The organism is Micromonospora sp. NPDC047753, assembly GCF_040642735.1.
GTDB lineage: Bacteria > Actinomycetota > Actinomycetes > Mycobacteriales > Micromonosporaceae > Micromonospora.
This window is the reverse complement of record NZ_JBEYSL010000200.1, coordinates 1-11,150: the sequence shown is the minus strand read 5'-3', so window position 1 is coordinate 11,150 and position 11,150 is coordinate 1. Positions and strand designations below refer to the sequence as shown.

The window sequence follows — 11,150 nt, the reverse complement described above, 5'->3', positions numbered from 1 at the left end:
GCTGGTGCGCTCGAAGAGCTTCGCGCCCAGTTCCCGTTCCAGGCGCGCGATCTGGTGACTGAGCCGGGTGCAGGTGGCCACCTTGCGGGCGGTCTTCGCCGACGTGTGCGTGGTCGGCGACCGGCGGATGTTACGCGGCCGCAGGTACGGCAACCTGGTGCTGGCCGCGACCTCCCGCCCCGGCGGGCTGCCGGTGGCCCGGCTGGCGGTGGCCGCCCTGCGCGACCCGGTGCCCGGTGGGCTGCTGCACGCCGGCGCGCTCGACACGTTCGCCGCCGGCGCCCACCCCGTCACCGACGCGGACGACAACTCGCACCACTGATCGCCGTTGTGCCCCGCCTTGCCGGGTTTCCGACGGCCTGGGCGGGGAAGGCCCGCCGGATGAGCAACGTCGACGATCGGGTGACCGGCCGCCGAACTCTGATCGTGATCGGTCTGGTGCTGGCGACCGCGCTCGCGCTGGGGTTCGTGTACGCGACCCGGCGGGTGCTGGTCTGGGCGGTGGTCGCAGCGTTCTTCGCCGTCGCGCTCAAGCCCCTCGTCGACCGGCTGCAACGCCGTTTCGTCCGGCGTCGGGCGCTGGCCACACTGCTGGTGTTCCTCGCCGCGTTCGTCCTGCTGGCGATCCTGGCCGCGCTCATCCTGGTGCCGCTGTTCGGGGAGTTGGGCCGCTTCGCCGACCGGGCACCCGAGCTGCTGCGGGAGGCCCGCGCCGGGCGGGGCCCGGTGGGGCAGCTACTGGAGCGCACCGGGGCGCGGCGCTACGTCAGCGAGCACTCGGGGCAGCTGCGCGACCTCGGCGGCCGCCTGCGCCAACCCGCTGTCGGTGTGCTGCGCGGCGTCGTCGAGTCGGTCGCCGGGCTGGTCACGGTCATCGTGCTGGCGTACCTCATGGTGTTGGAGGCGCCGCGGATAACCAGCGGCCTGCTCGCGGCGGCCGGGGACGGTCAGGGCGAGCGGCTGCGCCGGGTGGGCCGGGAGGTGTCGCGCACCGTCACCGGCTACCTCACCGGGAATCTGCTGATCAGCGTGATCTGCGGGGCGTTGACCTATGCGGTGCTGACCCTCACCGGGGTGCCCTTCGCGGCCGTGATCGCCCTCCTGGTGGCGGTGGCCGACCTGATACCGCTGGTCGGGGCGACCCTCGGCGCGGTGATCGCGGCCGGTGCCGGTTTCCTGCACTCCCCCACCGCCGGGGTGGTGGTGCTGGTCTTCTTCGTGGTCTACCAGCAGCTGGAGAACCACCTGCTCCAGCCACTCATCCTGTCCCGCGCGGTCCGGCTCAACCCGTTGACGGTGCTCGTCAGTCTGCTGCTCGCGGCGGAGCTGGCCGGTCTGCTCGGCGCGCTGCTGGCCATCCCCGCCGCCGGCATCGTCCAGACCCTGCTGCGCGAGTACGGCCCGCGCCGGCTGCGGCCCGCCCCGCCCGCCGGTCCGGCCGCGCGGTCCGCGCGACCGGCCGGCTCTACCGACTGACCATTCCGGGTACGGCCGGCGCCGCCACCTGCCCGCTCAGCGGGACCGGGACGCCACCTCCGGAGACGTGCTCTCCAATGGCACCGCGTTCGCCGGCACCAGCCCCAACTGGACCGCGGACCGGGTCAACGCGGCGTCCAACGCCCAGTCCGCGCTGACCCGCGTGCGGTTTCCCGGCATCGCCATCAGGTGGTACGCCCGGGTGACCGCCTTGGCCGGCAGACCGCCCAGGTTGACCTGCAACGGGTTCGCCGCCGCGTCCTTGCCACCCAGGTCGACGACCCAGCCGAGGTCGTGGTGCTTGTACGGCTTGCGGCGGCCGAAACCGTACGACGCGGCGATGTTGTGCGCCGCACGCTTGCCCTGCCGCTGCGCGTGCTGAGCGGTCATCCCGCAGACCTTGCCCGGGTTGACCAGGTCGGGCACCGCGGCGGCGTCGCCGATGGCGTACACCTCCGGATAGCCGGGGACGTTGAGGAACTCGTCGGTGACCAGCCGACCCCGGTCGGTCCGCAGGCCCAGCTCGTTGACGAACGGGTCGGGGCGCACCCCCACACACCACACCAGGGTGCAGGTCGGCACGTACTCACCGTCGGTGAGCTTCACCCCGTCGCAGGTCGCCTCGGCGACCGAGGTGCCCATCCGCACGTCCACCCCACGCCGGTTGAGCACCTTGTGCGAGGTGTCCGACATCCGCTTGTCCAACTCCGGCAGCACCCGGGACGCCACGTCGAGCAGCATCCAGCGGGGCCGGACGGTGAGCCGGGGCCGTTGCGCGTGCAACGCGTCGGTGAACAGCTGCCCGTGCGCCGCGACCTCGGTGCCGGTGTAACCCGCTCCTACCACCACGAACGTGGAGCGGGCCTGCTGCTCGGCCGGGTCCTCGGCCTGCTCGGCCAGTTCGACCTGCCGGACGATGTGATCATGCAGGTAGACGGCCTCGGGCAGGCCGCGGAAACCGTGCGCGTACTCGGTCACCCCGGGGATGGGCAGCAGCTTGTTGACGCTGCCCACCGCGAGCACCAGCCGGTCGTACGCCAGCCGGTTCTTCTCCCCCTCGGCCTGGGTGAAGCCGACCCAGCGGTTCTGCAGGTCCACGTGGTCCGCCTCGCCGATCACCACCCGTACGCCCTTGAGCGTCCCGGTCAGCGGCACGGCGATCCGTCTGGGTTCGACCACCCCGGCCGCCACCTCGGGCAGCAGCGGCAGGTAGAGGAAGTAGTCGGTGGAGTTCAGCACCACGATCTCGGCCCGGTCCCGGGCGATCCGGCTCAACGTCTTCGCCGCGTGGTAACCGGCGAACCCGGCCCCCACGATCACCACACGAGGTTTCGTCATTGCGGGCCGTTTCCCGTCGAAGCCCGCGACAAACGTCCGGCCTGCCAGCCGCGTTCAGCCGTCCTCCTCGCCAGCCGCGCTCAGCTCGGCTGGAGCCGGATGTGGCCGCTGCGACCGATCGCCTCGACCTCCCACTGTTGGCCGAACGCCCGGACCCGCTCGGCGGCGATCCGGCCCAGTTCCTCCGGGATGTCCGGATCGAGGACCAGCCGGCCCTCGACCGGATTGATGCCGAGCATGGCGCGGATCAGGGCCAGCGGCGTGCCGGCCGCCCACGCCTGCGGGCTGCACGCGGTCGGGTACGGGACGGCGAACAGCAGCCGCTCCCGGTCGAAACCGCTGAGCGCCTCCGGCAACCGGTAACCGAACTGCTCGGCGGCCTCGATCATCGCCAGGCTGATCCGGTTCGACTCGGCCCGGTAGCCGTACCGGGCCAGGCCGAGCGCGGCAATCGAGTTGTCGTGCGGCCAGACCGTGCCGAGGTGGTAGCCGAGGGCGTTGTAGGGCCGTTCCTCCCGGGACAGGGTGCGAATGCCCCAACCGGAGAACATGTCCGGTGACATGAGTTGTCGCACCACCGCGTCGGCCCGCTCCGGTGGCACGATGCCGCTCCACAGCAGGTGACCCATGTTCGAGGTCTTGGAGTCGACGCGGTTCTTGTCGCCGTCCAGGGCGACCGCGTAGTAGCCGCCCCGTTCCTCGATCCAGAAGTCCTTGTTGAACCTCTCGTACAGGGCTTTGGCCTGCTCGCGCAGCCGGTGCGCCGACGCGGGGTCGTCCAACGGCCCGTCGAACAACTCAGCCAGCCGCAGCTTGGCGTCGTAGGTGTAGCCCTGGAGATCGCTGGTGGCCAGCGGGAGCACGGGGATTCGGCCGTCGGCGAAGCACACCCCGTCCGGGGAGTCCCGCCAGCACTGGTTGCCCAGCCCCTCGTACGAGCGGGTGGCGTACTCGACGTAGCCGTCGCCGTCCCGGTCGCCGTACTCGTCGATCCAGCGCCACGCGGCCAGCGCGTTGTCGCGCAGTTGCTGGACGGTCAAGTCGTCGCCGGTCCACCGCCAGTACTCGGAGAGCAGGATCAGCCAGAGCTGGGTGGCGTCGGCGGTGCCGTAGTAGGGCCCGTACGGCTTCTCGCCGGAGCGGGTCAGCTCGCCGCTGCGTACCTCGTGCAGGATCTTGCCGGGCTCCTCGTCGGTGAAGTCGTCGCAGGCTTCGCCCTGAAGCCGGGCCAGCGCGAGCAGCGCGCCCTTCGCCAGGGTGGGCCCGGCGACCAACGTCTGGTAGGCGCTGATCAAGGTGTCCCGTCCGAAGACGGTGAGGAACCAGGGCAGTCCGGCACCGGGCAACATGATGCGCTGGCCCTTGACCTCCAGGTCGAGCCGCAGCGCCGACAGGTCGTCACGGGACTGGCGTACGGTGCGCTCCAGCGACGTGCTGTCGCTGCGCAACACCGCGCGGTTCTCGGTCCACCGGCGCAGCGGATCGTCGGCGCGACCGTGGAAGACGTCGGCGATGTCACCCCGGACCGGCTCGACCACCCCCATGCCGTCCGGCAGCGGCACGTGCAGGTCCACCTTCCAGGTCTCGCGGGGGCCCAGGTCAAGCTCCCAGACCAGGTCGTCGCCCTCGACGCGGTCGGCTGGCGTCGCGCAGCACACCCGGGTCTGGGCGCAGAAGTCACCGCTCTGGTAGGAGAAGCACAGTTCGGAACCGTCGGCGGCATGGTCCCGGCTAATCTCCGCGAAGCGGTCCCGGACCCTGGACTTGACCTCGAACAGGTCGGCGAAGTCGGCGTCGACGGCCAGCCGCAGCTCAAACCGGACCGGCTCCAACCGGAACGAGACCAGTTCCAGGCGCTCGTGCAGGCCGTCGCCGACGTAGCGCAGCCGCCGGACGGCCAGGCTGTTCGGCGGCAGCCCCGGCAGGTCGGGGTTGGTGAGCGTGTACTGCGCGGAGTAGTGCTCGATGGTCTCGGAGCGCAACACCAGCAACTCACTGCCGTCGATGGTCAATGTCCAACCGCTGAGCAGCCGGGTGTCCAGGTGCACGAGCCCACCGATGCTGCCCGGCGGCACGTCCCCCTGGGCGTTGGAGTACAGGAAGGTAGGCCCGCTGAGCACCGCGAGAGAGTCGGGTCCCAGTTCCGGCGGGATCGCCCGCTGATCGCCACTGTCCGAATTGGCGATCGACAGACCGGGCATGGGGTTGGCAGGGGTCGCGCGAACGGCAGCCATGACACCCACCGTAGGAAGCAGGGCACGGAGCGTCATCACCCGGTCCGGGTGAAAGGCCCGATGCTGACCCTCTGACTCGTCGGTCCGGCGCCGCCGGGCCGACCGGTCAGGCGGGGGTTGGTGCGGTGATCGCCCAGCGCTCGTGGTCGCGCCAGGCGCCGTCGATGAACAGGTAGTCCGGGGAGAAACCCTCCAACCGGAAACCCAGCTTGCGGGCCACCCGCCGCGACGGCTCGTTGCCCGGTTGGATGTTCGCCTCCAGCCGGTGCAACCCGGCCGAGGTGAACGCGTGGTCGATCACCAGGGCGACGCCCGCCGAGGCGTGGCCGGTCCCGCTGTACGGCAGGAACGCCGCATACCCCAGGTAGCCACCGCGCAGCGCGCCGAGCACGATCCCGCTGATGTTCACGTAGCCGGCGATCTCGCCGCTGGCCCGGTCGCAGATCAGGTATCCGGCGCTGTCGCGGCGACGGATCCGGCGCAGATAGAGCTCGTACTCCTCCGGGCTGGCCGGCGCGGCCAACCAGGGATGGTGCAGGTCCCGACTGCGCAGCGCGGCGGCGACGAACTCGTCCGAGTCGGTGGGCCGGGGTCGCCGGATCGCGGCGGGACCACCGGTACGCAGGTATCTCACGGCGGACCACTCTGACCGACCGGCGCCGCTGTTGTCCAATGATCGCGGCGCTTACCGGGGCTAGCGGGACGTCCGCAGGCTGAACTCCTGACCATCGGGGTCAGCCAGCACCAGCCGGCCTGTCCCATCCTGGTCGGCGTCGACCCGGGTCGCCCCGAGCGAGAGCAGACGGTCGACTTCGACCTGCCAGTCGACGCCAACACCCGGCGCGAGGTCGAAACGCACCCGATCCCGACCGCCGTTCGGCATCGGTGGCGGGCCACCCCACGTAATTTTCGTGCCACCGTGCGGCGACTGGATCGCCGTTTCCTCGTCCTGGTCCCAGACCAGCGGCCAGCCCAGCGCCGCGCTCCAGAAGTAGCCGACCTTCTGCGAACCGTCGCAGGCCAGCGCACCGACGAAGCCGCAGCCGTCGAGGAAGTTGTTGCCCGGCTCGATGACGTCGAACTCGTTGCCCTCGGGATCGGCGAGCACCACATGATCGATCTCCGGGCCCTGCCCGATGTCGGCGTGCCGCGCGCCCAACTCCAACGCACGGGCCACCGTCTGCCGCTGGTCCTCCAGCGAACTGCTGGTCAGATCGAAGTGCATCCGGTTCTGGACGACCTTCGGCTGGTCAGACGGCACGAAGCGCAGCCGGAGCTCGGGGTCGGCCCCCGGCAGGACCAGGACGCCGTCGCGCGGATCCTCCACCATGTCCCGACCAAGAAGCCCGGACCAGAACCGACCGAGGTGTACGGGCTGGGCCGCGTCACAGGTGATCGCGAACAGGTGAGCCGTCATCGCGCGGGTCATCTCCGATCTGACCGGATGCCATACGGTCCTTGGGGCGCAAAGCCTAGGGACGAGCCGGGCCAGCCGCACCCGAGTATTCGACGGCCACCGCCGGCACGGGCAGGCTTGTGATCCACTTGCCGGATGAACCGAAGCCCCTCGCCCCCTTCGGCCGACGTCGAGGAGCGACTGTCACGGGAGCTGAACATCTGGCTGTGCACGGTGCGACGCGACGGGTCCCCGCACCTCACGCCGGTCTGGTTCGTCTACCTCTCCGCGACGTTCTGGGTCGGTTGCGAGAGCCGCAGCGTCAAGGCCCGCAATGTCCTGGCCGACCCACGGGTGTCCCTGGCTCTGGAGAGCGGCAACGCTCCGGTGGTGGCGGAGGGCGCCGTCCACGTGCACCGGAGTGGATTCCCGGGAACGGTCGTCGAGGCGTTCGCGCGCAAGTACGACGGCTGGGACGTCGGCCGGCAGGTCAGCCCGGACGGTGAGCGGGCGCTCCTGGAGATCCCCGTCCGGCGGTGGCTGCTCGCGGGCACCGCCCAGTGAGTCGTCGATGAGAGAATCAGCTGGTGGAGAACGAGCTGACGACTCGCCGTGGGCCGACGACCTCGCCCGGGCCCACGACCTCCTCCGTCACTGAAGGGCCCTCGTCGCGCGAACCACGGCGCCAGCCAGGGACTGAGCGCGACGAGACCGACGGCGAGGGCGGTGATGACGGCCTGCCCGATCCGGCCCGGGGTGACACCGAACGCCGGGTCCAGCACGTAGTTGGCGTACCCGTTCGCGGCCGCGTCCGTCACCAGCACCGCGCAGCCCAGCACGAGCCCCTGCACCCGGCGAGCGGCCAACAGCAGTGCCGCCAACGGATCCCACAGCGTCAGGAGCGTGAAGTAGAACGTCAGCCGGGCGAGCGTTCCGTCAGAGCGGGCCGGGGAACGTCTGCTCCATCGGCATCGGCACCTGGAGGAAGGTGGTGCCGCGCATGTCCAGCCAGGCCCGGTCCGGCCCGCGCACCAGGCGCACCATCACCTCCTCGCAGGAGGGGCAACGGGCGACGAGGCCCGGGGCGTTCGAGTAGACGTGCAGGCTGGCCATCGAACCGGTCGTCCCGCAGTTCTCACAGCGGCCCATCGCGCTGCTCAGGTCGACGGTGAACAGCTCACGCATCGGGCCGTCGAGCATGTTGCCGTCCAGGTACGACATCTCGGTCATCGAATCTCCTCGGCACTGCGTGAGTGAGCGATGGTCAGCCGGTGGGGCCGAACCGTTCGGTCTTGACCCGACGCGACGGGTGACCCAGCCCCACCAGCAGGTCGGCCACGGTCTCCACGAACGCGGTCGGGCCGCAGACGTAGGTGAGTGGTTCCAGGTCCGGTGGCCACCCGTGCGTGTTGACGTCGGCCAGCCCGATCCGGTGCGGCTCGCCGCGCCAGCCCTCGGGCGCCTCCCGGGTGTAGACGTACGCGACGTCGAGGCCGAAGTCGTCGCGGATCCGGCGGCGCAGCTCGTCGGCGTAGATCACGTCGCCGGGGGTGCGCACCGAGTAGATCAGCCGGAACGGTGCCTTGCTGCCCACCGCCCGCCGCGCCCGGATCATCGCCATCAGCGGCACGACGCCGGAGCCGCCGGCGACGAGCTGCACCGGCGCGGTCTCCTCGGGCCGCCAGATGAACCAGCCACCGAGCGGTCCGCGGACCTCGATCGGGTCGCCGTTTCCAAAGACATCGATGAGGTACGGCGACACCTCGCCGTCGTGCACCCGCTGCACTGTCACCTCGATGCGCGGTCCTCCTGGCCCGTCCACGGCCGGGCCGGCGATCGAGTACGACCGTGCCGCCTGGTAGCCGTCCGGGGCGGTGAGCCGCAGGTCGACGTGCTGCCCGGCCAGGTGCCCCGGCCAGTCCGGCACCTCCAGCACCAGGGTCTGCGCGGTCGGTGTCTCCACCCGGCGCTCCACCAGCCGGCCGACCTGCCAACGGTTGGGCGTCCGGCGCTGGGTGCTCGTCGCCACGGCGCGCTCAGTCACCCTGGTACCGCTGTTCGCGCCACGGGTCGCCGTAGTCGTGGTACCCGGCGGTCTCCCAGAACCCTGGCTCGTCCATCGTCTTGAGTCGGAGGCCGCGCACCCACTTGGCGGACTTCCAGAAGTACAGGTGCGGCACCAGCAGTCGCGCCGGCCCGCCGTGCTCAGCGGGCAGCGGAGCGCCGTCGAAGGTGTGCACCACCCAGGCCTGGCCGCCCCGCAGGTCATCGAGCGGCAGGTTCGTGGTGTACCCGCCGTAGGAGTGCGCCAGCGCGAAGTGCGCTCCCGTGTCGACGTCGGCGAGCAGGGTGTCCAGTGAGACGCCCTGCCAGTTGGTGCCGAGCTTGGACCAGCGGGTGACGCAGTGGATGTCCACCATCGGCGTCTCCTGCGGCAGGGCCATCAGCTCCTGCCACGACCACCGGTGGTCGCTGCCGTTCTCGGCGGAGATGACGAACTCCCAGGTGTCCAGTGACACCCGGGGCGTCGGGCCGGCCGAGAGCACCGGAAAGTCCTCGGTCAGATACTGACCGGGTGGCAGGGCCGGCTCCTGCGTTCGGGGCCGACCCTGAAAGCCCGGTGACACGATTCCCATTGCACAGTCGTACCACCCGCGCCGGTGGGGGCGGGAGCTTTCCCGCGTACCCCGTCGTCAGCCGGCGCGGCGCGGTCAGTGCCGCTCCGCGACGACAGTGCGGTCCTCGGGCAGGTCGCCACCGCGGGTGGCGCGCAGGCTGGTCACCGTGACCACCACCAGCACACCGATGATCACGCCGAGCGAGGCCAGGGTGGGGATCTGCGGCACGCTGTCCCAGATGCCGTGCGCCCAGTGCAGACCCAGCTTGAGGCCGATGAACGCCAGGATGATGGCCAGACCGTAGCTGAGGTGCACCAGCCGGCTCAGCGCCGCGTGCAGGACGAAGTAGAGCGCCCGCAGGCCGAGCAGGGCGAACGCGTTGGTGGCGAACACCAGGTACGGGTCCTCGGTGATGCCGTAGACCGCCGGCACCGAGTCGACAGCGAAGACGATGTCGGTGGCCAGCACCGCGACCACCACCAGGGCGAACGGCGTGAGTGCCCGCTTCGCGCCCTGCCGGACGGTCATCCTGGTGCCGTGGTAGTCGTCGACCACCGGCATGACCTTGCGCAGCAGCTTCACCGACCGCATCTTGTTGATGTCGACTTCCTGCTGATGCCCGGACATGGCGTCACGCAGCAGCTTCACCGCGGTGGCGATGAGGATGATCGCGAAGAGCAGGAAGGCGAAGTCGAGGGTCTGCAACGCCGCCGCCCCGAGGGCGATGAAGACGGCCCGCAGCACCAGCGCACCGGCGATGCCGTAGAGCAGCACCCGCTGGGCGAGCACCGCCGGCACCGCGAACGCCGCCAACAGCAACATGAAGACGAAGAGGTTGTCGACCGAGAGCGACTTTTCCACCAGGTAGCCGGTCAGGTATTCAACGCCCTGCTGGGAGCCGAATCGCCACCAGAGCCAGCCGCCGAACGCCAGCGGCAGCGCTATGTAGAAGGCCGACCAGCCGATGGCCTCCCGCATGGACACCTCGTGCGGGCGGCGGGTGACCAGGAAGTCCAGCACCAACAGCAGGAGGACCCCGATGATGGTGACCGCCCACAGCGTGGGCGTGCCCACCGACGACAGGTCGCTGGCGGCGGACAGATACGACACTTGACTCATGTTGGGTCTCCTCGAACACCGTCATGTTCGAGGTCTCCTTCACCCACCACCTGGTGGGCAACCACCCGAGGCACGCCGGGCGCGCCGTACTGACCGGAATGGTTCGTGGGAAGTACTCCCCTCGCACGACAAGGTTAGGCCAGGCGGAATCGCCACGCCAAGCGGGACATCGATGGTTGCCCTGGTAAACCGCTGTGTGTGCCCGGTACGAGCGCTGTCAGCCCCGGCGCAACGTCGCACCCGGGGCCATCGCCTGCTCGACCAGGCCCCGATAGTCACGCGGGAGTTGCGTCGCCACGTCGTCGAACTCACCGCCGGTGATTGCCTCCCGCAGTGTGGTGAAGACCGCCCGACTGGCGTCCCGGGCGGCCGGCTCGTCCACCCCGGCGCGCAGAGCGACCCGGGCGACGAACTCGGCCGCACCGAACCGGTCCGCCTGCTCGGTGCTCGGGCTCGGCTTGAGCACCAGTTGCAACGGCTGCGGCAGCTGAGCGGCAAGGTCCAGATTCTCACCGCCGGTCAACCGCTCGGCGAACGTCTCCAACACGGCCCGGGTCAGCTCGACCGCCCGCTCGGACGACGTCGCGGTGCGCTGGGAAACCTGGTCGATGAAGGTGTCGTAGTTCATCGCGTACTCCCTTGGCTCGCGTCGGCGCCTGCGGGTACCCGCGGCGGCCGAGGAGAAACGGCACCGGGTTTCCTGCCCCGGGCGGGCGTGACCGGCCGGCGGGCGGGTAACCGCCGCCGGTCGTCACCACATCGATGCCCGAGGGAGCCCACGCCATGGCGAGCTACGCCGACGTCCTGCAGTACCTGTCGAGCCTGGACTACCCGGCCGAGAAGAACGACGTGGTCCGCGAGGCCGAACGGGAGGGTGCCCCGCCGGACGTGCTGAAGGCGCTGCGCGCCCTGCCGCTTCTGGATCCGGTTCAAGGACCGGGCCGACCTGAGCAAGGCCAGCGCCATCAA

13 protein-coding genes are annotated in these 11,150 nt (G+C 70.5%); 4 read left to right on the top strand and 9 right to left on the bottom strand.

Annotated elements, in window-relative coordinates; all coding sequences use genetic code 11:
- Window positions 1-157 precede the first annotated feature (157 nt).
- Window positions 158-322, top strand: a complete 165-nt coding sequence (locus ABZ749_RS18200) for a hypothetical protein (protein WP_357229150.1) — start codon at window positions 158-160, stop codon at window positions 320-322.
- A gap of 59 nt (window positions 323-381) precedes the next feature.
- Window positions 382-1,476, top strand: coding sequence for an AI-2E family transporter (locus ABZ749_RS18195; RefSeq protein ID WP_357229147.1), 1,095 nt, complete (start codon window positions 382-384; stop codon window positions 1,474-1,476).
- A 36-nt stretch (window positions 1,477-1,512) separates the two neighbouring features.
- Here the strand turns inward: ABZ749_RS18195 and ABZ749_RS18190 are convergent, their stop codons facing one another.
- The 4 genes from ABZ749_RS18190 to ABZ749_RS18175 form a co-directional block, all read right to left on the bottom strand.
- Window positions 1,513-2,814, bottom strand: a complete 1,302-nt coding sequence (locus ABZ749_RS18190) for an NAD(P)/FAD-dependent oxidoreductase (protein WP_357229144.1) — start codon at window positions 2,812-2,814, stop codon at window positions 1,513-1,515.
- Between the two features lie 80 nt (window positions 2,815-2,894).
- On the bottom strand, window positions 2,895-5,048 hold the full coding sequence (locus ABZ749_RS18185; RefSeq protein WP_357229141.1) for a glycogen debranching N-terminal domain-containing protein: 2,154 nt from the start codon (window positions 5,046-5,048) through the stop codon (window positions 2,895-2,897).
- Between the two features lie 106 nt (window positions 5,049-5,154).
- Window positions 5,155-5,682 carry a GNAT family protein gene (locus ABZ749_RS18180; protein WP_357229138.1) on the bottom strand — a complete coding sequence of 176 codons (528 nt, stop codon included), beginning with the start codon at window positions 5,680-5,682 and terminating at the stop codon, window positions 5,155-5,157.
- A 60-nt stretch (window positions 5,683-5,742) separates the two neighbouring features.
- Complete coding sequence (locus ABZ749_RS18175) at window positions 5,743-6,465, bottom strand: VOC family protein (RefSeq protein WP_357229135.1); 723 nt, start codon at window positions 6,463-6,465, stop codon at window positions 5,743-5,745.
- Between the two features lie 135 nt (window positions 6,466-6,600).
- Between ABZ749_RS18175 and ABZ749_RS18170 the strand changes: the two genes are divergently transcribed.
- Window positions 6,601-7,008: a pyridoxamine 5'-phosphate oxidase family protein gene (locus tag ABZ749_RS18170; RefSeq protein ID WP_357229132.1), complete on the top strand. Its 408-nt coding sequence runs from the start codon at window positions 6,601-6,603 to the stop codon at window positions 7,006-7,008.
- A 372-nt stretch (window positions 7,009-7,380) separates the two neighbouring features.
- Here the strand turns inward: ABZ749_RS18170 and ABZ749_RS18165 are convergent, their stop codons facing one another.
- The 5 genes from ABZ749_RS18165 to ABZ749_RS18145 all read right to left on the bottom strand — a co-directional run bounded on the left by ABZ749_RS18165 (window position 7,381) and on the right by ABZ749_RS18145 (window position 10,809).
- Entirely contained in the window at window positions 7,381-7,674 is a 294-nt protein-coding gene (locus tag ABZ749_RS18165; protein WP_355009041.1) for a DUF6510 family protein, read from the bottom strand.
- A gap of 34 nt (window positions 7,675-7,708) precedes the next feature.
- Entirely contained in the window at window positions 7,709-8,473 is a 765-nt protein-coding gene (locus ABZ749_RS18160) for a ferredoxin reductase (protein ID WP_357229153.1), read from the bottom strand.
- A 7-nt stretch (window positions 8,474-8,480) separates the two neighbouring features.
- The gene (locus tag ABZ749_RS18155) at window positions 8,481-9,080 is read right to left on the bottom strand and encodes a sulfite oxidase-like oxidoreductase (protein WP_203124856.1); all 600 of its coding nucleotides are present in this window, start codon (window positions 9,078-9,080) and stop codon (window positions 8,481-8,483) included.
- Window positions 9,081-9,155: 75 nt separating this feature from the next.
- Window positions 9,156-10,181 (bottom strand): TerC/Alx family metal homeostasis membrane protein, encoded by a 1,026-nt coding sequence (locus tag ABZ749_RS18150; RefSeq protein ID WP_357229129.1) that lies wholly within the window; start codon window positions 10,179-10,181, stop codon window positions 9,156-9,158.
- A gap of 217 nt (window positions 10,182-10,398) precedes the next feature.
- The gene (locus ABZ749_RS18145; protein WP_179778796.1) at window positions 10,399-10,809 is read right to left on the bottom strand and encodes a DUF2267 domain-containing protein; all 411 of its coding nucleotides are present in this window, start codon (window positions 10,807-10,809) and stop codon (window positions 10,399-10,401) included.
- Between the two features lie 155 nt (window positions 10,810-10,964).
- On the opposite strand from ABZ749_RS18145, the gene ABZ749_RS18140 reads away from it, so the two are divergent.
- The coding region (locus tag ABZ749_RS18140) for a DUF2795 domain-containing protein (protein ID WP_357229126.1) at window positions 10,965-11,150 on the top strand (186 nt) is incomplete at its 3' end.

Coding starts and splice junctions, on each gene's coding strand:
- ABZ749_RS18155 (WP_203124856.1), bottom strand. CDS start 9,080: ATGGGAATCGTGTCACCGGGCTTTCAGGGTCGGCCCCGAACGCAGGAG.
- ABZ749_RS18165 (WP_355009041.1), bottom strand. CDS start 7,674: ATGACCGAGATGTCGTACCTGGACGGCAACATGCTCGACGGCCCGATG.
- ABZ749_RS18175 (WP_357229135.1), bottom strand. CDS start 6,465: ATGACGGCTCACCTGTTCGCGATCACCTGTGACGCGGCCCAGCCCGTA.
- ABZ749_RS18185 (WP_357229141.1), bottom strand. CDS start 5,048: ATGGCTGCCGTTCGCGCGACCCCTGCCAACCCCATGCCCGGTCTGTCG.
- ABZ749_RS18150 (WP_357229129.1), bottom strand. CDS start 10,181: ATGAGTCAAGTGTCGTATCTGTCCGCCGCCAGCGACCTGTCGTCGGTG.
- ABZ749_RS18195 (WP_357229147.1), top strand. CDS start 382: ATGAGCAACGTCGACGATCGGGTGACCGGCCGCCGAACTCTGATCGTG.
- ABZ749_RS18190 (WP_357229144.1), bottom strand. CDS start 2,814: ATGACGAAACCTCGTGTGGTGATCGTGGGGGCCGGGTTCGCCGGTTAC.
- ABZ749_RS18170 (WP_357229132.1), top strand. CDS start 6,601: ATGAACCGAAGCCCCTCGCCCCCTTCGGCCGACGTCGAGGAGCGACTG.
- ABZ749_RS18145 (WP_179778796.1), bottom strand. CDS start 10,809: ATGAACTACGACACCTTCATCGACCAGGTTTCCCAGCGCACCGCGACG.